At 70.7% G+C, this 22,485-nt stretch carries 16 protein-coding genes; 8 read left to right on the top strand and 8 right to left on the bottom strand.

The features are described 5' to 3' along the window. Nucleotides 1–172: 172 nt before the first annotated feature. Genes ACZ6S0_RS25590 through mshB form a run of 3 tightly spaced genes read right to left on the bottom strand, consistent with a single transcriptional unit; the run spans nt 173 to nt 2,018 of the window. On the bottom strand, nt 173–667 hold the full coding sequence (locus tag ACZ6S0_RS25590) for a flavin reductase family protein (protein WP_465921844.1): 495 nt from the start codon (nt 665–667) through the stop codon (nt 173–175). A gap of 17 nt (nt 668–684) precedes the next feature. Continuing rightward, entirely contained in the window at nt 685–1,101 is a 417-nt protein-coding gene (locus tag ACZ6S0_RS25595; protein WP_465921845.1) for a DUF6113 family protein, read from the bottom strand. 11 nt (nt 1,102–1,112) lie between these two features. Next, nucleotides 1,113–2,018: an N-acetyl-1-D-myo-inositol-2-amino-2-deoxy-alpha-D-glucopyranoside deacetylase gene (mshB, locus tag ACZ6S0_RS25600; RefSeq protein WP_465921846.1), complete on the bottom strand. Its 906-nt coding sequence runs from the start codon at nt 2,016–2,018 to the stop codon at nt 1,113–1,115. 32 nt (nt 2,019–2,050) lie between these two features. Here mshB and ACZ6S0_RS25605 point away from each other — a divergent pair, with 32 nt between their 5' ends. Both ACZ6S0_RS25605 and ACZ6S0_RS25610 read left to right on the top strand, forming a co-directional pair. Further along, nucleotides 2,051–4,114 (top strand): S9 family peptidase, encoded by a 2,064-nt coding sequence (locus tag ACZ6S0_RS25605; protein ID WP_465921847.1) that lies wholly within the window; start codon nt 2,051–2,053, stop codon nt 4,112–4,114. Between the two features lie 490 nt (nt 4,115–4,604). Then, nucleotides 4,605–6,068: an alpha/beta fold hydrolase gene (locus ACZ6S0_RS25610; protein ID WP_465921848.1), complete on the top strand. Its 1,464-nt coding sequence runs from the start codon at nt 4,605–4,607 to the stop codon at nt 6,066–6,068. Nucleotides 6,069–6,373: 305 nt separating this feature from the next. Here ACZ6S0_RS25610 and ACZ6S0_RS25615 read toward each other — a convergent pair whose 3' ends face one another. Together ACZ6S0_RS25615 and ACZ6S0_RS25620 are read right to left on the bottom strand one after the other, a co-directional pair. Next, nucleotides 6,374–8,143 (bottom strand): ABC transporter ATP-binding protein, encoded by a 1,770-nt coding sequence (locus tag ACZ6S0_RS25615; RefSeq protein WP_465921849.1) that lies wholly within the window; start codon nt 8,141–8,143, stop codon nt 6,374–6,376. A gap of 238 nt (nt 8,144–8,381) precedes the next feature. Beyond that, entirely contained in the window at nt 8,382–10,070 is a 1,689-nt protein-coding gene (locus ACZ6S0_RS25620) for an ABC transporter ATP-binding protein (protein WP_465921850.1), read from the bottom strand. 1,221 nt (nt 10,071–11,291) lie between these two features. Between ACZ6S0_RS25620 and ACZ6S0_RS25625 the strand changes: the two genes are divergently transcribed. The 6 genes from ACZ6S0_RS25625 (at nt 11,292) to ACZ6S0_RS25650 (ending at nt 19,184) form a co-directional block, all read left to right on the top strand. Next, nucleotides 11,292–14,795: a nitrate reductase subunit alpha gene (locus ACZ6S0_RS25625; RefSeq protein ID WP_465921851.1), complete on the top strand. Its 3,504-nt coding sequence runs from the start codon at nt 11,292–11,294 to the stop codon at nt 14,793–14,795. Continuing rightward, nucleotides 14,795–16,396, top strand: coding sequence for a nitrate reductase subunit beta (gene narH, locus ACZ6S0_RS25630; RefSeq protein ID WP_465921852.1), 1,602 nt, complete (start codon nt 14,795–14,797; stop codon nt 16,394–16,396). Before ACZ6S0_RS25625 ends, narH begins: the two co-directional genes overlap by 1 nt. Next, a complete protein-coding gene (gene narJ / locus ACZ6S0_RS25635) occupies nt 16,393–16,947 on the top strand; it encodes a nitrate reductase molybdenum cofactor assembly chaperone (protein ID WP_465921853.1) in 555 nt (184 codons plus the stop codon). The genes narH and narJ overlap by 4 nt, the downstream gene beginning before the upstream one ends. Then, complete coding sequence (narI, locus tag ACZ6S0_RS25640) at nt 16,944–17,675, top strand: respiratory nitrate reductase subunit gamma (RefSeq protein WP_465921854.1); 732 nt, start codon at nt 16,944–16,946, stop codon at nt 17,673–17,675. The genes narJ and narI overlap by 4 nt, the downstream gene beginning before the upstream one ends. Further along, on the top strand, nt 17,672–18,292 hold the full coding sequence (locus ACZ6S0_RS25645; RefSeq protein WP_465921855.1) for a phosphotransferase: 621 nt from the start codon (nt 17,672–17,674) through the stop codon (nt 18,290–18,292). Before narI ends, ACZ6S0_RS25645 begins: the two co-directional genes overlap by 4 nt. Nucleotides 18,293–18,353: 61 nt before the next feature. After that, nucleotides 18,354–19,184 carry an SDR family oxidoreductase gene (locus tag ACZ6S0_RS25650; protein ID WP_465921856.1) on the top strand — a complete coding sequence of 277 codons (831 nt, stop codon included), beginning with the start codon at nt 18,354–18,356 and terminating at the stop codon, nt 19,182–19,184. Nucleotides 19,185–19,259: 75 nt separating this feature from the next. Here ACZ6S0_RS25650 and ACZ6S0_RS25655 read toward each other — a convergent pair whose 3' ends face one another. Genes ACZ6S0_RS25655 through ACZ6S0_RS25665 form a run of 3 tightly spaced genes read right to left on the bottom strand, consistent with a single transcriptional unit; the run spans nt 19,260 to nt 22,467 of the window. After that, nucleotides 19,260–19,814, bottom strand: a complete 555-nt coding sequence (locus ACZ6S0_RS25655) for a DUF305 domain-containing protein (RefSeq protein ID WP_465921857.1) — start codon at nt 19,812–19,814, stop codon at nt 19,260–19,262. A gap of 58 nt (nt 19,815–19,872) precedes the next feature. Further along, nucleotides 19,873–20,715 carry a DUF1996 domain-containing protein gene (locus ACZ6S0_RS25660; RefSeq protein WP_465921858.1) on the bottom strand — a complete coding sequence of 281 codons (843 nt, stop codon included), beginning with the start codon at nt 20,713–20,715 and terminating at the stop codon, nt 19,873–19,875. Between the two features lie 24 nt (nt 20,716–20,739). Further along, complete coding sequence (locus tag ACZ6S0_RS25665; RefSeq protein ID WP_465921859.1) at nt 20,740–22,467, bottom strand: discoidin domain-containing protein; 1,728 nt, start codon at nt 22,465–22,467, stop codon at nt 20,740–20,742. Nucleotides 22,468–22,485 lie beyond the last annotated feature (18 nt).

A 22,485-nucleotide genomic window follows, 5' to 3' on the forward strand; every position in this document is an offset into this window, starting at 1 on the left:
CGCGACGCAAGGCCGCGACCACCCACATGATCGGGCCAGGCGCCACGCGCCTGGCCCGTCTCATACCACCCACCGCCCGCCGCCTTCTTCGCGGCCAGACGCCGCGCCGGGGCTCGGCAAGCAGCCTGGACTCGACATCGCCGGGACTTGACAAGCGGGTGTCAAGCCGACTTCAGAGGGACTTGTAGGCGCCCTCGTGGTAGATGAGCGGCGCCGCCTCCGACGGCATGTCCAGCGCGCTCACCCCGCCCACCACGATCGAATGGTCGCCGCCGTCGTGCACCGCCGTCGTCTCGCACTCCACGGTCGCGATCGCCCCCTCGAACAACGCCACCCCCGTCTCCCCCCGGTAGTGCGCCCAGCGGGTGAACTGCCCGTTCATGGGCCGTCCACGGTGGGCGAAGAAGCGCGAGGCGTCCTCCATCGAGGCCGGTAACACCGACACCCCCCACGTCCCGGCCTCCAGGACGGCGTCGTGGAAGCGGGACACCTTCTCGGCGCAGAACAGCACGAGCAGCGGTTCGAGGGAGACGGAGGTGAAGGAGTTGATCGTCATCGCGTAGTCGACGTCGCCCACCCTGGTCGTCACGATCGCGACTCCGGTGGCGAAGCGGCCGACGACCTTACGGTAGGTTCCAGGGTCCACGTGCCGCTCGATGGAATGCACCTAGCTACTTTATGCCGCTAAGTCGGATTTTTCGGAGGGTACCCCCGCAAGAGCCATGAACCACCTGATGACGAGGGCGAAAGCAGATAGGCCACGACCAGGCCCAGCAGTCCCCCGTACAGGTAGACGTAGCCAGGGATGCCGGAGGCGATCACCAGGTCCCCCGAGCCCAGCTCCAGGGTGAACGGCATCGTCACCAGCAGCCACCCCAGGGCCGTCGCCATGACCCCGAGCCGCGCGCGCATCAGCTTGCCCGCCCCCAGGCACACCCCGAACAGCGCCAGCACCCACGCGACCGCCGCGCCCGGTATCGGGCCGACGGGCCACTCGGGGTGCGTGAAGCCGCCCACGACCGCCATGACGACCCCCAGCACGAACAACATGCCGTACGCGGCCCCGCCCAGCGCCGATTCGGCCTGGTTGCGATGTTCCATGTCGAACGAGGTTAATGGATGCCGGAGAAGAGATCGTTCTCGCGGTTGTGCGGCTCGCCCAGTCCCCCCGCCTCGATGGGCGGACCGGGCACCGCGGGGCCGCGCACCCCTACGGCCAGGATGTAGTGCTCGACGCCGAGCACCTCTTGGCCGATGTTGTTCGACAGCGCGAACCAGGGGGGCGCCACGGTGATCTGGGTGGCGTGCGCGCGCATGGCCTCCACCTTGTTGCCGATCCAGGGGCGCGCGTCGATCTCTGTGGTGATGTCCGCGTCGGCGCTGCCGAACGGCATGTCCTCGACGTCCTCGACGTAGAACCCGCTGCCGGCCTCGCGCAGCACCTCGACCCCGCGGCGCATGACGGACCTGGCGACGGCCGTGTGGTAGAGCTTGGCGATCTGCCAGGGCTCGCCCTCGCCGAAGCCCGGTTTCGCGGCCAGCTCGAACGCCCTGCGCGAAACGCGGTGGGCCTGGATGTGGTCGGGGTGGCCGTAGAAGCCGTTGTCGTCGTACGTGACGAGCACCTGCGGGCGTACCTCGCGGATGACCTTGACCAGCTCGCCCGCGGCCTCGTCGAGGTCGGCGCCCCAGAACGCCCTCGGGTGGTCGTTGGCGGCCACGCCCATCATGCCCGAGTCGCGCCAGCGGCCGGGCTCGCCGAGGAAGCGGTGGTCCTCGACGCCGAGCGCCTGGCAGGCCGCGGCCAGCTCGCCCACCCGGTACGGGCCGAGCGCGTCGTCCTGATCGGCGGCCAGATGCGCGAGGTCGTTGGGGACAACCTCCCCCTCCTCGCCGAGCGTGCAGGTCACCAGCGTGACGTGGGCGCCCTCGGCGACGTATTTCGCCATGGTGGCGCCGGTGCCGATCGACTCGTCGTCCGGGTGGGCGTGCACGAGCAGGAGCCGTCGATCAGTCATGCCACGAGCGTAGCAATGGCAGGATTGGGACCATGAGCGAGAGTTTCCCGCGTCTGTCCGCCAGGACCCGCCGTTTCACGCTGGGCGTGCCCCGAGGCTTCACGATCTCCCCCGATGGCGGCCGGGTGGTGTTCCTGCGGACGAAGACGGGCACCGACCCGGTGACCTGTCTGTGGGAGCTCGACACCGACACCCACGTCGAGCGCCTGGTCATCGACCCGCGCGCGCTCCACGGAGACGACGAGGACCTGCCTCAGGAAGAGCGGGCCAGGCGCGAGCGCAGCCGGGAGGCGGCGGGCGGCGTGGTGGCGTACGCGACCGACGCCGACCTGACCAAGGCGTGTTTCGCGCTGTCCGGCGGGCTCTACGTGGCCGAGCTGGCGAGCGGGCAGTGGCGCAGGCTCGACACCCCGGGGGCGGTCATCGACCCCCGCCTGTCCCCCGACGGGCGGCATGTCGCCTATGTCACCGGGGGTGCCCTGCGCGTGCAAGACCTGGGCACCGGCCGCGACCGCGCGCTGGCCGAGCCCGAGTCGGAGACGGTGACGTACGGGCTGGCCGAGTTCATCGCCGCCGAGGAGATGGACCGGATGCGCGGCCACTGGTGGTCGCCGTCGAGCGACGCGCTCCTGGTCGAGCGCGCCGACGAGGCCCCCGTACAGGTCTGGCACATCGCCGACCCGGCCAACCCCGAGCGTCCGGCGACGGCCCAGCGCTATCCGGCCGCGGGCACGGCCAACGCGGTGACCGAGCTGTTCGTGCTGGGGCTCGACGGGTCGCGGGTGGCGGTGCCGTACGAGGAGGAATACCTCGCCACGGCGGCCTGGGACTCCCACGCGCTGTCGATCGTGACGCTGACCCGCGACCAGCGGACGATGCGGCTGTCCGAGATCGACCCGGCGACCGGCGCCGCCACCCTGGTGCGCGAGGACACCGACCCCGCCTGGGTCGACATCGTCGGCGGCGTGCCCGCGCACCTCGACGACGGCTCGCTGGTGTGGGTGGCCAACTCCGAGGGCGGGCACCGGCTGTTCATCGGCGACCGCGCGGTCACCCCGCCGACGTTGCAGGTGCGGGCCGTGCTCGACGTCGATCACGACAGCGTGCTGTTCAGCGCGAGCGGCGATCCGACGGAGATCCAACTGTGGACGTGGGACGGGCATTCGCTGCTGCCGGTCTCGACCCGTTCCGGGGTGTTCTCGGGGCGGATGTCGGGCGGGGTCGGCGTACTGACCGAGCAGAGCATCGACGCCGAAGGCGTCTCCACCACGGTCGTACGCCGTGACGGCATGGCGGTCCCGATCCCGTCCTTCGCCGAGCGTCCCGGCCTCGAGCTGCGCGTGTCGCTAGGCCGCTCCGGCCGCCGCGAACTGGCCACCGCCGTGGTGCTGCCCACGTGGCACGAGCCGGGGTCGCGCAAGCTGCCGGTGCTGATGGACCCGTACGGTGGGCCGCACGCGCAGCGGGTGCTCAACCGGCGGGGGGCGTTCCTGGAGAGCCAGTGGTTCGCCGAGCAGGGCTTCGCCGTCATCGTGGCCGACGGGCGCGGCACCCCGGGGCGGGGCACCGAGTTCGAACGCGCCGTGCTCAACGACCTGGCGACCCCGGCGCTCGAAGACCAGATCGACGCCCTGCACGGGGTGGCCGAGCAGTACGCCGACGACCTCGACCTGACGCGAGTGGCCATCCGCGGCTGGTCGTTCGGCGGTTACCTGGCCGCGCTCGCGGTGCTGCGGCGTCCCGACGTGTTCCACGCCGCGGTGGCGGGCGCGCCGGTGACCGACTGGCGGCTGTACGACACCTGCTACACCGAGCGCTACCTGGGCGACCCCGAGAAGCAGCCCGAGGTCTACGAGAATTCCTCGCTGTTCGCGGACGCGGCCAAGCTGGAGCGTCCGCTGCTGCTGATCCACGGCCTGGCGGACGACAACGTGGTGGCCGCCCACACGCTGCGCCTCTCCTCCGCCCTGCTCGCCGCCGGACGCCCGCACAACGTGCTGCCGCTGTCGGGGGTGACGCACATGACGCCGCAGGAGGTGGTGGCGGAGAACCTGCTCCTGCTGCAGGTGGACTTCCTGAAGAAGTCCCTGGGCTGACCCGCCGTACGGCGCCTGGCAAGGGTACGGCGGACGGCCTCGCGCGAGCACTCCGAACCACGCTCAGGGCACCATGCACAGGGCCCTGAACACGGGCCTGAACGCAGGCCTGAACGCGGGCCTGAACGCGGGGCCCAGAGCATGGGGCCCCGAGTATGGGCCCTCCAGCCAAAGATCCGACACTCTGGGCCCGGTTCCTCACACCGAAGCACCACCATCCGAGCCATGTGCACGGACCCTCCAACCTAGGGTCTGACAACCCTGGGTTGGACTCCCCACCCCCAAAAACCAAACCCTGGTCCGACGCGATCCGACCACCCGCTCCGGCATCGTCAACGCCATGCGGAAGCCCTTGCCCCTCACCCCAAACCAACCCCCCATCCCAAACCGACCCCTCACCCCGAACCAACCACTAACCCCGAACCAACCAGTCACCCCGAGCCAGCCCGTGACTGTGCGCCAGCCCTTCGCGCTCAGGCTGCCCCTCACTTTGGGCCGATCCCTCGCACTCAGGCTGCCCCTCACGCTGGGCCGATCCCTCGCGCTCAGGCTGCCCCTCACCCTGGGCCTGCTCCTCACCACGGCCCTTCAGCCCTCGGCACCGGCGGCCGCCCAAAGCGCCGCCGCCCCACAGCCGTCCAGCCTCACCTGGCAGCCCTGCCCCGGCGACAAGATCGGCATGGCCTGCGCCGACCTCCAGGTCCCAGCCGACTGGCGCAGACCCGACGGCCGCAAGATCACCCTCAAGGTGGGCCGGCTCAAAGCCACCGGCACCTCGGAAGGCGCGGTCCTGGTCGCCTACGGCGGCCCGGGCGGCCCCGGCATCGCCATGACCCAGTCCCTGTCCGGCTGGTGGTCGAACCTGCGCCAACGCATGGACATCGTCACGTGGGACACCCGCGGCTACGGCAGCGACCAGTTCCAGGGTCTCAGCACGGGTCTGCCCTGCACCTGGACCCGCGTCCCCATCGCCGACTTCCCACGCGACGTGGCCGACTTCGGCCGCCTGTCCGACACCAACCGCGGCTACGCCGAAGCCTGCCGCCTCAAAGATCCCGAGCTGTTCGCCAACATGAGCTCGGCCGACCACGCCCGAGACATGGAAGCGATCAGAACGGCCCTGGGCCACACAGCGCTCAACTACTACGGCGCCTCCTACGCGGGCTTCTACGGCCAGGCGTACGCGCGGCTCTATCCCGGCCGCGTCCGCACGATGGTGCTCGACGGCACGGCCAATCACAGCGCCGCCGACTGGTCAGCCGAGTCGGAGGCGATGGCGCGTGCCAACGAAAAGTCCATTCGCCGCTTCTTCACCTGGTGCGCCTCCAACGGCTGCGCGGACGTACCCGGTCTCTGGCGCAAACTGATCGCCCGCGCAGACCGCACGCCCATCCCCACCAAGACGGAAAACGTCGCCTACCAGGCCCATGATCTCCAGTCCTTCGCCCTGGGCATGGCCCGCCAGGGCGCTCCGGTCTGGCCCAAGCTGGCCGAGGCCATCCGCAAGGCGAGCAAGGGCGACGCCTCCGCCTTCGTACCGGCCCGTGGTGTCCGCTACCCCGACCAGGCCACCCCCGTCACGGAGTGCACCGACTGGCCCCGCTTCGCCAACCTCAAGGAGATGACCGCCGCGCTCACCAGGCTCCGCAAGATCGCCCCCAACGTCGGTGCCGCCAACACCCTCGCCACGGCGACGCTCAACTGCATCGGCTGGCCCGTACCGGTAACCAATCCTCCGTCCGCCCTGCCCAAGGGCCTGCCGCCGCTGCTCGGAGCGGGCGCGTGGGGCGAGTCGGACGCGGTCGAGCGCGTGCTGGCCCAGGTCCCGGGCAGCGCCGTCATCCGCCACGACGGCCCGGGCCACACCCTCTACGGCAGCAACCCGTGCGCCCGCGACCACATCAACGCCTACTTCACCGCCACCACTCTCCCACCCGGTAAAACCCAGTGCTGACCCCGCCCTCACCCTCACCCCGGGCGGCGCCACCACCGTCGCCTCAGCCCTGGGCAACACCCCCACCCTCACCCCAGCCCTCACCCCGACCCTCACACTTGCTCTCACCCCAGGCGGCGCCACCACCTTCGCCTCAGCCCTGGGCAACACCCCCACCCTCACCCCAGCCCTCACCCCGACCCTCGCTCTCGCTCTCGCTCTCGCTCTCGCTCTCGACGACAACCAAGTCGAGATCAGCGTCGAGCCCACACCAGGGCCAAGCTCCAGCATCAGAGCCAGTCCCCAACATCACAGCCAAGCCGACGTCAGGAGTGAGTCGTGGTCGTGGTCGTGATCGGGGTGCCGTGCCAGCTTCGCCAGAGCGCCGCGTACGAGCCCCCCTCCGCGACCAGTTCCTCATGCGCCCCCAACTCGCTGATCCGCCCGTCCTCCACCACGGCCACCCGGTCCGCGTCGTGGGCCGTGTAGAGCCTGTGCGCGATCGCGATCACCGTTCGTCCCTCCAGGACGGCGGCCAGCGACCGTTCCAGGTGCCGGGCGGCGCGTGGGTCGATGAGGGAGGTGGCCTCGTCCAGCACCAGGGTGTGGGGGTCAGCGAGGACCAGCCGGGCGAGCGCGAGTTGCTGCGCCTGCGCGGGCGAGATCGCCTGCCCACCCGAGCCGACCTCGGTCTCCAGCCCCGAGGGCAGCGCCTGCACCCAACCCAGCGCGTCCACCGCCTCCAGGGCTCTGCGAACGGCCGAGTCGGAGGCGTCGGGGCGGGCGATCAGCAGGTTGTCGCGGAGCGTGCCCTTGAACACGTGATGCTCCTGGGTGACGAGCGCGACGTGCCCGCGCAGGTCGTTCAGGGGCAGGTCGACCAGCGGCACCCCGCCCACGGTGACCGACCCCGTACGCGGCCCGTGGATGCCTGCCAGCAGCCGCCCCAGCGTCGACTTCCCCGCCCCGGAGGGCCCGACCATGGCCAGCCGTTCGCCGGGCCGGAGGGTCAGCGACACACCGTGCAGCACGTCGCGTCCCTCCCGGTAGGCGTAGCGGACGTCGGACGCCTCCAGCAGCTCGCCCGACGGCTGCGCGGATCCGCTCACCCGATCGTCCGGTACGTTGGCCACACCCAGCAGCCGGGCCATCGAAGCGCCGCCGACCTGCAGCTCGTCGATCCACATGAGGAAGCGGTCAAGCGGGTCGATGAGCTGTTGCGCGTACAGGGTGGCGGTGGACACCTGGGCCAGCGTCACCCACTCGTTGGTGTAGAACAGCCCGCCGACCAGCAGCGCCGCCACCACCGGAATCACGTAGCCCAGCTCGACGGCCGGATACCAGGTGGTACGAAGCCCCAGCGTGTAGCGCTCGGCCCCGAACGACCGTGCGATGTCCCGATCGGTACGGTCCCGCCGCCGGTCCTGCAACCTCAGCGCCTCCACGGCTCGGGCGCCCTCGACGGTCTCGGCCAGCCCTTCTGTCATGTCGGCGTAGGCGGCGTTCTCGCGCAGGTAGCCGTCGCGCGCCCGTCGCAGGTACCAGCGGGTGGAGATGTAGATCACCGGCCCGGCGGCCAGCATCGGCACCATGAGCAGCGGGCTGATCAGCAGCAGCGCGCCGATGGTGATCACGAAGGTGACCATGGCGATCAACGTCTCGGGCACGGCGTGCCGTACGGTGCGAGACAGCGCGTCCACGTCGCGGGACGTACGCGTGATGAGGTCACCCGACCCGGCCCGCTCGACGGTGGACAGCGGCAGGCCGAGCACCCGGTCCACGAAGTCCTCGCGCAGCTCGGCGAGCACCTTCTCGCCCAGTTTGGCCGAGGCCAGCACGGCAAACCGCATCAAGATGCCCTGCAGCAGCAGGAACGCCCCGATCGCGGCGGCCACGACGACGACGTTGACCTCAACGCCATACTGGATGTTCTGCACCAGTTCGCCGAGCTGCCATGGCACGACCAGCCCGGCGACGGCGGCCAGGCCGTGCAGGAGCAGGGCGAACGCGAGCCGGCGCGGATACTTCAGCGTCAGACGGCGGGCATAGGCACGCACTTGTTTGCGGTCTGCGACCGGCAGGATCTCACGGGCCATCGGTTTCAGACTCCTCCGCCAGAGTGTCGGGGCCTGAGAACGAGCCCTCCATCAACCAAACTGCCGCCGCCCCCCGAACGGACGCCAACCGCCCCACAATGTCGACAAAAGCCCCACCCGCCCCGTCCACCTGGACATTGCCAAGCTCTAAAGGCCCGGCCACCGAACTCCGCAGGGGTGTCGGCACGAGTCGGAGAGGATGCCGATGCCCCGGCTGCTGGGTGTCGCGGGTCATGGGTCAGCCCTCCCCGCGCGTCACGGTTGCCGCGTATTCGGGGGATTCATCAAGGAGTTGCCGGTGTGTCCCCTCGGCGAGCACACGCCCGTTCTCGACGTAGATCACATGCTCGGCGCGATCCAGCACCAGAGGGCTGGTCGTACAGATCAGGGTGGTACGCCCCGCGCGGGCCGTGGCCAGCCGGGCCGCGATGCGCGCCTCGCTGTGGGCGTCGACGGCGCTGGTCGGCTCGACCAGAATGAGCACCTCCGGGTCGGTCAGCAACGCTCTGGCCAGCCGCAGCCGCTGCTGCTGCCCGCCGGAGAACTCCCGCCCCGCCTCCGCCACCGTCGCGTCGAGCCCGTCGGGCAGTGCCTCGACGATGTCGGTGGCGCAGGCTGCCTGCAGCGCCTCGCCGATCTGCTCGTCGGTGGCCGTGCCCCGGACGTCGAGTTCGTCGCGGAGTCGGCCGTTGAACAGCCGGGCGCCGTTGTCGGCGACCAGAATGCGCGAGCGCGCCTCCTCCAGCGGCAGCGTACGCAGCTCCACCGCCCCGAACGTGACGTCGCCGTCGGCGTAGCGGCCGAGGCGGTCGGCGATGGCGATGGCGTCCTCGGGCGTGTCGGCGGCGACAGCGGTGAGCGCGCCGGGTTGGAGCGTGACACCGCTGTACGAGTCGCGCAGGACCCCGCCCTCGCTGCTCGCGTTGCCTCCGGTGATCTCGGGGTCGATGGACAGGATCCGGATCACCCGCCCGGCCGCCACGTGTCCCTTGGTGAGCTTGTCGGCGGCCTCGGTGAGCGTGCGCATGGGCCCGATGAGGAACACCGCGTACAGGTAGAACGCGACGAGTTGCCCTGTGGGGATCTCCCCCGCGACGGCGAACGAGGCGCCGATCCCGGTGACGATCGCGATGAGCAGGCCCGGCAGCACGATCTGCGCGCCTTCGAGCACCGACTCGACACCCGCGACGCGCACCCCGGCCTGGCGAACGCGCTGCGACTCCGTACGGTAGCGCCCGGCGAAGACCTGCTCCCCGCCGATGCCGCGCAGCACCCGCAGCCCGGCCACGATGTCGGCGGATCGGGTGGACAGGTCACCGGTCAGCTCGCGATGCGCGTGCTGGCGCTTGTGCAACGGCTTCAGCAGCGGCCCGACGGCGACCGCCATGAGCGGCACCCCGAACAACACCAGCAGCCCGAGCGGCAGCGAGGTCGAGATGAGGATCACGGTCACGGTGACGATGGCCACGATGGCACCGGTGCCGCGCAGCAGGATGTCCATGGAACTGCCGATGTGGGCGATGTCGGAGTTGCCCACGCTGACGACCTCACCGGTCGAGAGCCGCTTGGGCAGCGTGGCCCCGAGCCTGGCGGCCTGCCTGGAAGTGAGCTGTACGGTGCGATAGGCGGCGGCCAGCCAGTTGTAGACGGCCATCCGGTGCCGCATGATCCCGGTGAACGCCTGAATCAGCCCGAGCCCGAGCAGGATCGCCGACCACAGCAGCAGCGCCTTGGTGTCCTTGGCGGTGACGGCCTCGATGCCCTGCCCGAGCACCGCCGGCATCAACGCCTGCACCAGCCACCACGCGATCGCGAAGCCGATGCCCACGAGCAGGGATGGCGCCTGCCGCCGCGCGTTCCACCACAGAAAACGCAACGGGCTGCGGATGTCGGGCACGCCGGGATCGGCCTCAGGAAGGGAGCGCATAACCTGACAACCTTGACAAGGCACCCCCGCGCCCGGCAAACCATTTTCGCCACCGCGCGCCCCTCATCCCCACGAACGCGAACACCATCCACAAGCACCGCACACCCCCACCCCAAACCCACACGAACGCCCCCGCCCACACCCACACGAACGACCCCAACCACACCCACACGAACGCCCCCGCCCACACCCACACAACCGCCCTCAACCACACGAACGACCCGCCCAACACCCACGCAACCGTGCCCAGCCACATCCACACGAACGCCCCGCCCATACCCAAACCCACATGAACGGCCCTGCTCACACCCGCGCAACCACACCCACCCAAACCCACACGAACGGTCCTGCCCATGCCCGCGTAACCACCCCGAGCCACACCCACACGAACGACCCTGCCCACGCCAACGCAACCACCCCCAGCCACACCGCACGGACGCCCTCCGCCCACCCCACGCGACCACCTCACACCCACACCCAGTGACCACCCGACACCCACACCACGTGAGCGCCCACCCCACACCACGCGACCGCTCCGGACCTTGACGACGTTCATGGCCCCCCCCGCCATGACCTCCCCCGTCGCCCTCGGGTCCCCGACGTCCACCGAAGCCGCCCGCGCGCTCCAAGCCGTGGCACCCTCCGAAACCTCGCCACCCTCAGAACCCTGACGCCTTCCGGGATCGGGACGCACCCCAGCACCCTGGCGCACCTCGATACCTGAGTGCCCTCAGTACCCGGCTCCCTCAGTACCCGGCTCCCTCAGTACCCGGCTCCCTCAGTACCCGGCCCTCTCAGTACCGTGGCCCCTCAGCGCTTCTGCGCGCGACAGCACCTGAACGTCCCTCAGCATGCGAACGTCCATCAGCCACGTGGACGCACCGCAGCACGCGAACGCCCCTCAGCACGCGACCGTCCCTCAGCACGCGAATGCCCCTCAGCACGTGACGCACCTGAACACGCGAACGTCCCCAGCACACGAACATCCCTCAGCACCTGAACGTCCGCAGCATGTGGACGCACCGCAGCACCTGGACGTCCCCAGCGTGCGCACGCCTTTCGGGACCCACAGGCCCTCCAAGCCGTGGCACCCCCGAACTCCGAAACGTCCCTGTGCACCTTCGCGCCCCCGGCGCGCCTTTGCGAAGGCCAGAAGCATTACGCAGCACAGACATGCACCCTGTGTAACCAAAGAGGCACCATATGTGATGAAGTGAGGGTATGACCGCCGAGGACCTCCTGCTCAAAACCGGCCGCTTCCTGCGCCGGTCGGCCGACAGATCCACGAGCGGCGACCTCCACACCCTCTACCTGAAGGGCGGCACGGAAGGCGACGTCTACTACCGCGACCGCTGGAGCCACGACAAGGTGGTCAGGTCCACGCATGGCGTGAACTGCACGGGTTCGTGCTCGTGGAAGGTGTACGTCAAGGACGGCATCATCACGTGGGAGAGCCAGGCGACCGACTACCCGAGCGTGGGCCCCGACCGCCCCGAGTACGAGCCGCGCGGCTGCCCGCGCGGCGCCGCCTTCTCCTGGTACACCTACTCACCGACCCGGATCCGCTATCCGTACGCCAGGGCCGTGCTGGTCGAGATGTACGTCGAGGCGAAGCGCCGCCTGGACGACGACCCGGTGGCCGCCTGGGCAGACATCACGACAAATCCGGAAAAGCGGGAAGTCTACCAACGCGCCCGCGGCCACGGCGGCCTCGTCCGCGTCCCGTGGGACCTGGCCACCGAGATGATCGCCGCAGCCCACGTCCACACCATCAGGACCTACGGCCCCGACCGGATCGCCGGGTTCTCCCCGATCCCGGCCATGTCCATGGTCTCCCACGCCGTCGGGGCCAGGTTCGTCTCCCTCATCGGCGGCACCATGCTCTCCTTCTACGACTGGTACGCCGACCTCCCCGTCGCCGCCCCCCAGGTGTTCGGCGACCAGACCGACGTGCCGGAGTCGGCGGACTGGTGGGACGCGGCGTACCTGATGCTGTGGGGCTCCAACGTGCCCGTCACGCGCACCCCCGACGCCCACTGGATGGCCGAGGCCCGCTACCGCGGCCAGAAGGTGGTGGTGGTCTCCCCCGACTACAACGACGCGGCGAAGTTCGCCGACGAGTTCCTCGCGGTCCGGCCGGGCACCGACGGCGCCCTCGCCATGGCCATGGGGCACGTGCTGCTGAAGGAGTTCTTCGTCGAGCGGGAGACGCCGTACTTCGCCGACTACGTCAAGCGCTTCACCGACCTGCCGTTCCTGGTCACGCTGGAGGAGCGCGATGACGCGTACGTGCCCGGCCGCTTCCTGACGGCCGCCGACCTGGGCTCGCGGGAGGAGGCGGCCGGGTGGAAGACCGTGTTCATGGCGGAGTCGGGCGAGCCGGTGGTGCCGAACGGCTCGGTCGGCTTCCGCTGGACCGACTCCGGCGCCGGCCGCTGGAACCTGCGCCTCGACGCACCCCCGAAACTGACCCTGTACGGAGGCGAGACGGCGCAGGTGCTGCTCCCCCGCTTCGACGGCGGCCACTCGGCCCGGCGCGGCGTCCCCGTCCAGCGGGTCGCCGGTCACACGGTCACGACGGTCTACGACCTCCTCCTCGCCCAGTACGGCGTCCACCGCCCAGACCTCCCCGGCACCTGGCCGAGCGGCTACGACGACGCCGCGGAGCCGTACACACCGGCCTGGCAGGAGCCCATCACCGGCGTCCAGGCCGATCGGACGGTGAAGATCGTCAGAGAGTTCGCCAGAACGGCGGAGGCCACCCGCGGGCGCTGCATGATCATCCTGGGTGCGGGCACGGCGCAGTGGTTCCACGGCGACACGATCTACCGCGCTTTCCTGTCGCTGCTGATCCTGACCGGCTGCCAGGGCCGCAACGGCGGCGGCTGGGCCCATTACGTGGGCCAGGAGAAGTGCCGCCCGCTGGCCGGGTGGGCCCTGCTGGCGGGCGCGCTCGACTGGTCGCGCCCGCCGCGCCAGGTGCCCGGCACCACGTTCTGGTACCTGCACACCGACCAGTGGCGCTACGACGACTTCGACGCCGGCGAGCTGACCAGCCCGCTCGCCCCCGGCACGTTCCGCGGCAGGCACACCGCCGACCTGGTGACGGAGTCCGTACGCAACGGCTGGTCGCCCATGTCACCGGCCTTCGACCGCAATCCCCTCGACCTGGGCGACGCCGACGACCCCATCGCCCACACGCGCTCCGAGCTGGAGGCGGGCCGGCTCAGGCACGCCGCGGAGAACCCCGACGACCCCCGCAACTGGCCTCGCGTGCTCACCCTCTGGCGCTCGAACCTGTTCGGCTCCTCCGCCAAGGGCAACGAGTACTTCCTGCACCATCTGCTGGGCACCGACTCCAATCTGCCGAACCCCGACCCGCGCGCCCCGAAGGGCAAGCTGGACCTCCTGGTGACCCTCGACTTCCGGATGACCAGCTCCACGGTCTTCTCCGACGTCGTCCTGCCCGCCGCCACCTGGTACGAGAAGCACGACCTGTCCAGCACGGACATGCACCCGTTCGTGCACGCGTTCAACCCGGCCATCAACCCGCCGTGGGAGACGATGACCGACTTCGCCGCCTTCCACGCGATCGCCCGCGCCTTCAGCGCCCTGGCGAAGGAGCACCTGGGCGTGCGCAGGGACGTGGTGGCGCTCGCGCACCAGCACGACACGCCGGGCGAGCTGGCCGGCACCGGCCATCCGGAGCTGACGGTGGTGGAGCGCGACTACGGCGCGGTCGCGGAGAAGCTCGCCGCCCTCGGCCCGCTCACGGAGCGACTGGGCATCCCCGTCAAGGGCGTGACGTTCCGGCCCGACCAGGAGGTGAGCTGGCTGGGCGAGCGCTGCGGCCTGGTGCCGCGCGGCGCCGCCAAGGGCCGTCCTGAGCTGGGCACCGAGGCCAAGGCGTGCGAGGCGATCCTGGCGCTGTCGGGCGTGAGCAACGGCCGCCTGGCCGCGCAGGGCTTCCGTCAGCTCGCCCAGCGCACGGGCGAGAGCTTCGACGGCCTGGCCGACCCGCACCACCGCATCGTGTTCAGCGACACCCAGGCCAGGCCGACCCAGGTGGCCACCAGCCCGGAGTGGTCGGGCAAGGAGGCGCCCGACCGCCGCTACTCGCCGTTCACGATCAACGTGGAGCAGGGCAAGCCGTGGCACACGCTGACCGGGCGCATGCACTTCTTCCTCGACCACGAGTGGATGCACGAGTACGGCGAGGCCCTGCCCATCTACCGGCCCCCGCTGGACCTGGCCGCCCTGTACGGCGAGCGCGGCACCCTGCGTTACCTGACCCCGCACAGCAAGTGGTCGATCCACTCCGAGTACCAGGACAACCTCCTCATGCTCTCGCTCTCCCGGGGCGGCCCCACGGTCTGGATGTCCACCGAGGACGCCCGCGAGCTGGGCATCTCCGACAACGACTGGGTCGAGGCGGTCAACCGCAACGGCGTGGTCGTGGCCAGGGCGGTCGTCAGCCTCCGCATGCCGAAGGGCACGGTGTACGTGCACCACGCGCAGGACCGCCTCATCGACGTGCCCAAGTCGGAGGCGACCGGCCGCCGGGGCGGCATCCACAACGCGCTGACCCGGGTGCTGATCAAGCCCACGCACCTGATCGGCGGCCACGCCCAGCTCTCGTACGGCTTCAACTACCTGGGCCCGACCGGCAACCAGCGCGACGAGATCACCACCATCCGGAGAAGGTCGCAGGAGGTGCGGTACTGATGAAGGTCATGGCCCAGATCGCCATGGTGATGAACCTCGACAAGTGCATCGGATGCCACACCTGCTCGGTCACCTGCAAACAGACCTGGACCAACCGTCCCGGCGTCGAGTACGTCTGGTTCAACAACGTCGAGACCCGCCCCGGCCAGGGCTATCCCCGGCGCTACGAGGACCAGGAGCGCTGGCGGGGCGGCTGGGAGCTGACGGACGGGGGCAGGCTCAGGCCGCGGGCGGGGGGACGCCTGCGCAGGCTGCTGAGCATCTTCGCCAACCCGCTCATGCCCTCCATCGACGACTACTACCAGCCCTGGACCTACGACTACGAGAATCTCACCACCGCCCCGCTCTCCGGCGACGTCCCGGTCGCGCCGCCCAGATCCTTGATCAGCAACGAGCCGATGAAGATCGACTGGAGCGCCAACTGGGACGACAACCTGGGCGGCGACCCCAGCCCCGACCCGGTGCTGGCGAAGGTGTCGGACGACGTCAAGCTGGCCTTCGAGCGGGCGTACATGTTCTACCTGCCGCGCATCTGCGAGCACTGCCTCAACCCGTCGTGCGTGGCCGCCTGCCCGTCCGGCGCCCTGTACAAGCGGGCCGAGGACGGCATCGTGCTGGTCGACCAGGACCGGTGCCGCGGGTGGCGGATGTGCGTGACGGGGTGCCCGTACAAGAAGGTGTACTTCAACCACAAAACCGGCAAGGCCGAGAAGTGCACGTTCTGCTATCCACGGGTCGAGGTGGGGCTGCCGACGGTCTGCTCGGAGACGTGCGTGGGCCGCCTGCGCTACCTCGGCGTCCTGCTGTACGACGCCGACCGCGTCGCCGAGGCCGCCTCCGTGCCGGACGAGCGCGACCTGTACGAGGCCCAGCTCGACCTCTTCGTCGACCCGCACAGCCTGGCCGCCGAGACCGCCGGGCTGCCCGCCGAGTGGCTGGAGGCCGCCCGCAGGTCCCCCGTCTACGACCTGATCAAGAGGTACCGGCTGGCGCTGCCCCTGCACCCGGAGTACCGCACGCTGCCCATGGTCTGGTACGTCCCGCCGCTGTCCCCCGTCGTGGACGCCCTGTCCACGACCGGCCACGACGGCGAGGACGCGGGCAACCTGTTCGCCGCCATCGACTCGCTGCGCATCCCCGTCGACTACCTGGCCGAGCTGTTCACGGCCGGCGACCCGGCGCCCGTGACCGCCGCGTTGCGCCGCCTGGCCGCGATGCGGTCGTTCATGCGGGCGGTCAACCTCGGCGAGCGGCCCGTCCCGCCGGACACCGGCCCGTCGGAGGACGAGCTGCGCGCCATGTACCGGCTGCTGGCCCTGGCCAGGTACGACGAGCGCTACGTGATCCCGACCGCGTACGGCAACGTGCCCGGCGTCGTGGAGGAGGGCGGGTGCAGCCTCGACTACGACGGCGGGCCGGGCATGCAGGGCCCGTTCGGCGAGGGGTCGGGCCGGTCGGTGCCGGTCTCGATCGAGAGCTTCCACGGCCTGAAGGAACGCCAGACCGGCGACGAGGTCACCCACGACCGGGTGAACCTCCTCAACTGGGACGGCCGCGGCACCCCCATCGGCCTGTTCCCCACGAAGAAGGGCAGATCATGAACAAGCCCGTCGTCTGGCAGGCCGCCGCCCACCTGCTCGCCTACCCCGACGAACGGTTCTGGCGCCGCCTGCCCCTCATCCGCGAGGCCGCCGAGCCGCACTTCGGCACGTTCCTGGAGCTGGCGAGCGCCCTGGGGCCCGCCGAGCTGGCACCGCACTACGTGGAGACGTTCGACCTGCAGCGGCGCTGCTGCCTGTACCTGACCTACTACGCCGACGGTGACACCCGCCGCCGCGGCGAGTCGCTGGCCAGGCTGAAGCTCCGCTACCGGGCGGCCGGCTGGGACCTGCTCGACGACGAACTGCCCGACTTCCTCCCGGTGATGCTGGAGTTCGCCGCGCTCGACCCGTCGGGCGCCGGGCTGATCGAGGAGCACCGGGTGGGCCTGGAGCTGCTGCTGACGGCCCTGGCCGAGCGCGACTCGCCGTACCGGCACGTGATCGGGACGGTGTGCGCGACGCTGCGGCCGATCACCGCCGCCGAGCGCGACAGGGCCGCCCGGCTGGCCGCCGGCGGGCCTCCTGCCGAGAGCGTGGGAGGCTACCGGTGATCTGGATCGAGAGCACGCTCTGGACGGTGACGCCGTACCTCACTCTGCTGATCTTCGTCGGCGGGCTGATCTGGCGCTACCGGTACGACAAGTTCGGCTGGACCACCCGCTCCTCCCAGCTCTACGAGAGCCCGCTGCTGCGCCTGGCCAGCCCGATGTTCCACTACGGCCTGCTGTTCGTGATCATCGGGCACGTGACCGGGCTGCTCGTCCCCATCGGCTGGACCCACGCCATCGGCCTGTCGAACGCCGCCTACCACGCCAACGCGCTCGTCTGGGGCGGGCTGGCGGGGCTGGTCACGCTCGTGGCGCTGGGGCTGCTGATCTACCGCCGCCGCGTCAACGGGCCGGTGTTCCTGGCGACCACGCGCAACGACAAGGTGATGTACGCGGTGCTGGCCGCGGCGATCATCGCGGGCGTGGTGACGACGGTGGCGGGGTTCCTGCCCAGCGAGGTCAGCTACCGGACGACGGTCGCGCCCTGGTTCCGCGGCATCTTCGTGCTCCGGCCGGACACCGACGCGATGGCGCATGCGAGCGTGCTTTACAAGGTGCACACGATCATCGGGATGCTGCTGATCGTACTTTTCCCGTTCAGCCGCTTGGTGCATGCGCTTTCCGCGCCGTTGGGCTATTTGTTCCGCCCTTACATCGTGTATCGGAGCCGGGCGGATGGCGCCCCAGGGGGCCCGGCGGGGGCCCGCGTACGCCAGAATCGACCCTTGTGAAGCACGGGTACACCAACAGCACGTTCGGCGACGGCGCCCTGGTCGTGAAGTGCTACCAGGGTCCCGAGGCGGCGTTCAGGCTGAGCACGGAGAGCAGATACCTGCGGCGGTTGCGTGGCCGCCTGCCGGTCCCCCGCGTCCACCAGATCACCGCCACGAGCCTGACCACCCGCTTCGTCGACGGCTCCCACGGCCAGGACCTCCTCGACGACGGGCGGGCGGTGGAGGTGCTGGCCGAGTGCGGGCGCATGCTGGCCCGCATCCACCGGCTCGGCATCGTGCACGGCGACTACGGCCCGCAGAACATGCTCTTCCACCCGGCCACGTTCGAGACGACCGCGATCCTCGACTGGGAGTGGGCCCACCCGGGGCGGCCGGTCGAGGACCTCGCCTGGCTGGAGTGGACCGTACGCGGCCACCACCCCGAGCACGTGTCGCTGCTGCCGCACTTCTTCGCCGCGTACGGCGAGCCCGTGCCCGGCTGGGCCGAGCGGCAGGCCGCCATGGTGGCCCGCTGCCGCGCCCTGCTCGACTTCTGCGCCCGCTGGGAGCCGGGCGGCGCGGGCGAGAAACTCTGGCGCGAACGCCTCGACACCACCGCTGCCTGGACGGAGTGACCCGGACGCGGGCCGGACGCCCTTGACGAGTTCTGCCGGTGGCCTTTGCCTGACCTGGGGCATGACTGGCCAGGTGATCCTCGTCCTCGGTGCCACCGGTTCCACCGGCCGTCGGGTGGCCGACCTGCTGCGGGCCGACGGCCGTCCCGTGCGCGCGGCCTCCAGGAGCGGCCGGACCAGGTTCGACTGGTCCGACCCCGCCACCTGGGAGGGGGCCGTGTCCGGCGCGAAGGCCCTCTATCTCATGGCGCCCGACGGGACGCCGGTCGATCCCACGTTCGTGTCCCTGGCCGTGCGCGGCGGCGTCGAGCGCATCGTGCTGCTGTCGAGCGGGGCCATCGAGGCCATGGGCGACGAGCGCCTGCAGGCGGCCGAGTGCACGGTCCGCGGGAGCGGGGCCGCGTGGACGATCCTGCGGCCGAGCTGGTTCGACCAGAACTTCGACGAGGGCTTCTTCCAACCGGCCATCATGGCGGGCAAGCTGCTGGTGCCGGTCGGCGACGTGGGCCAGGGGTTCGTGGACGCCGGTGACATCGCGGCCGTCGCCGCCGCGGCCCTGACCTCGGACGGTCACGAAGGGCGCTCGTACGAGCTGACGGGGCCGCGTTCGCTGCCGTTCGGCGAGGCCGTGGAGATCATCGGCCGGAGGATCGGGCGCGAGGTGCGTTACCTGGGCGGCGACGAGGACTACATCGCGGCCAACGGCTTCTCCGACGAGTCGATCCGGGCGGCCAAGGCGTTCGCCGCCCTGCGCGCGCTGGGCGACCAGCCGGTCTCGGAGGCGGTGCGCCGGGTGACGGGCCGCCCGCCGAAGTCGTTCGAGACGTACGTCGAGGAGGCCGCGGCCGGGGGCGCCTGGCGCTCGGAGAACCGCCGCGCCAGAAGATCATGACAGGGCCGCGTGCAGCCACCGCAGCAGCCGCGCGAGGCTGCGCCCGGCCCCCAAGCATCGCTCATGGCCCCCAGCCTAGGGCGCGGTGATCTGCTGGAGCTGGGCCAGTTCGGCCGCATGGGTACGGGCCATCGCGCCCGCCAGCTCCCGCACCTCGGCCGCCCCGCCCGCGCCGCGCTCCCCGTTGGCGATCAGCACGAGCTGTTCCAGGTAGGACCGTGTCAGCTCCGTGAACCGCCGGTCGAAGGCGTCGTCCCGCAGCCCGGTCACCTGCTCGAGGTCCTGCGCCGTGGGCATGCCGGGCATGTCGTGCCCGGCGTGCGGGTTCTCTGCGCCGCCCCCGGCCCGTACGAGCAGGGTGCGCAGCCGTTCGCGCCCCGCCTCGTGCGCCTCGCCCAGCCGGCCCGCCAGCTCGGCCAGCGACCGGCTGCCCGCCCGCTCGGACGCCAGCTCCAGCAGCGGCAGCGTACGCGTGTGCAGCGCCTCGGCGAGCTGCAGCCAGGCCACATCGGTCGTGTTGAAAGGCGTGCCGGACACCGTTGGCGAGGGCACGGGCTCCCGCGCGCCCGAGCACCCGATCGGGGCCAGGACCAGCACCAACACCAGCACCAGACGCCGCAGCACGGTCACGACCTCCCAGGCGGGAGTCCGGGCGGGCGAACCCGCCCGGACACGGAACGGAACACGGCTACGACGGGCGACCGTCGGCGCCGCACTTGATGATCGGACGGATGCAGTCACGCACCCGGCGCTCCATCTCCGCCGCCGGCCAGGCGTTGAAGAAGTCGCCGTGCATCGTGAACCCGCCGCCCGACGCCAGCCGGAAGCGCGCGGGGTCACCGCTCACCGGATAGCGGATCACCTGCCGCAGCTTCGGCACCGGTACGGGATGCGTGCTGGGGCACTCGCCCGCCACCGGATAGGCCATGTGGCTCTTGTGGTCGGCCGAGTCCAGGTCGCGCCCGTTCCAGCACTGCGGGAAGTCCAGGTACGACTCCAGCATCGTCCCCGGCGGGCAGTTGACGAAGTCCTTGGACGCTCCCACGTGCCCCGCGTGCAGGCACGACCATCGGGAGATCGTGGTGCTGTCCGGCCCGGTCGCCTTGGCGTTGCCCGCCACGATCCGCAGCCCCAGCGGCAGCGGCTGGGTCCTGGCGATGACGTCGTCACGTACGCCCTCGCCGAGGTAGTAGAACGTGACGATGGCCGGTTCCACGGGAGCGTCGTCCCGGTAGAGGGTCGGCACCCAGTACGACGACTTGTCCACGGCGGGGTTGCAGTTGGTGGCGCCGTTCAGCAGGTCGGAGAGCTGGGTGTAGGCGTTGGTGACGCGGCTGCCGAAGAAGCTGTGCATGTGCGAGGCCCCCGCCAGACCCGGGAAGACGATCGGGTCGTCGGGCAGCCGATGGCTGAACGGGCAGTCGGCGAGGAACTCGGCGACCCGTACGGGCTCGGCCGTCGCCGGGCGCGGGGCCACGACGAACGTCGCGAGCAGCACGGACAACAGGGCGAGCAGTCGTGAGATGAGCATGGCGGCTCCCTTCGCTCCAGGTGATCACTGGTAGACGCGTACGTAGTCGACGAGCATCCGGGACGGGAACGGCGTGGCGGCGTTCGGCGGCCCCGGCCAGTCACCGCCGACGGCGAGGTTGAGGATGATGTAGAACGGGTGGTCGAAGATCCACGGGCCGCGGGTCTGCTCCACCTGGTCCTTGCTGATGGTGAACACCGTCCGCCCGTCGAGCGTGTAGACGATGCCCTTGCTGTCCCAGTTGGCGGCCCAGACGTGGAAGTCGTCGGAGAAGTCGGCCCCGCTCGGCAGCGTGTAGGGCGACCCGACGCCCCCGCCGCCGTTGTAGGCGGGCGCGTGGACGGTCGAGTAGGACGTCTTCACGTCCTTGCCGAGGACCTCCATGATGTCGATCTCGCCGTTGTACGGCCACGGCCGCCCGGTCAGGAAGTCCGCGCCCATCATCCAGAACGCCGGCCACAGCCCGTCGCCCTTGGGCACCTTGATCCGGGCCTCGACCCGGCCGTAGGTGAAGTGGAACTTCGTGCCGGTGTTCATCCTGGCCGAGGTGTACTGGCAGGTGGTGCTGCCGGTCAGCGGGTCGGTCGGGCAGGCGGAGCCCGGCGTGGCCTGCTTGCGGGCCTCCATGACCAGGTGTCCCTGACCGTCCATGGAGGCGTTGTCGTGGTTGGTGTAGTACTCCAGCTCGTTGTTCGGCCCCGTGCCCGGGTCCGCGCGCCACTTGGCGGCGTCGGGCTTGCCGCCTGACGGGCCGTTGAACTCGTCGCTCCACACCAGGGCCGGCGGGTTGGCGGGGTCCTGGGGCGGGGCCGGGGGGTCGGTGGGGTTGCCGCCGGTGCCGTACACCTGGAACTCCCACAGGCTGTAGCCGTAGGCGCCGGCGCGCTGGGTGCCGTACATGCGGACGTATCGGCCCGTGCCGGTCACGTTCAGCGTCTGCTTGAACCCGGTGCCGGTGGTCGTGGTGTAGACGGTCGTCCAGGCGCTCGCGTCGTTCGACACCTGGATCTGGAACGACCTGGCGTAGGCCGGGTCCCACTGCAGGACGACCTTGCTGATCTGCGCGGTCGCGCCCAGATCCACGTAGATCCAGCCGGGGTCCACCCAGCCGGAGGTGGAGCTGGTGGCCCATCGGCTGGCCGGGTCGAGGTCGAACGCCCTGGCCGGGGTGCACTCCCAGCAGTTCACGTCGTGCTGGGAGGTGGAGGCCACGCCGGGCTTGTTGTACGACAGCAGCCGCTCGCCGGGGCCGGGGCCGGTGGAGCCCGTGGTCCCGTAGACCTTGAACTCCCAGAGGCTGTAGCCCCACTGGGTGGCCCGCGCGGTGCCGTGGACGCGTACGTAGCGGCCGTTGCCGGAGACGGTCAGCGTCTGGGCGCCGCCGGTGGCGGTGGTCGTCGAGTGGAGGGTGGTCCAGGCGCCGCCGTCGGCCGACACCTGCACCTGGAAGGCGGTGGCGTACGCGGCCTCCCAGCTCAGCTCGACCTGGCTGATGGACGCGGTGGCGCCCAGGTCGATCTGGATCCACTGGGGGTCGGCGAAGGCGCTGGACCAGCGGGTGCCCGCGTCGCCGTCCACGACGGCGGAGGCGGGGAAGGCGATGCTCTCGGTGGAGGAGGCGGTGGCCGGCTTGCCCTGGGAGAGGAGGGGGTCGGCGGCGCCGGCGGGCAGCGCCGACATCAGCGACAGGGTGATCATGAGGGCGATGAGCGTCGCCAGGCGGCGCACGCCTGGGCTGTGGGGTGGACTCACGACGTCTCCGTCAAACTG

It is taken from the genome of Nonomuraea sp. NPDC051298 (assembly GCF_055586305.1).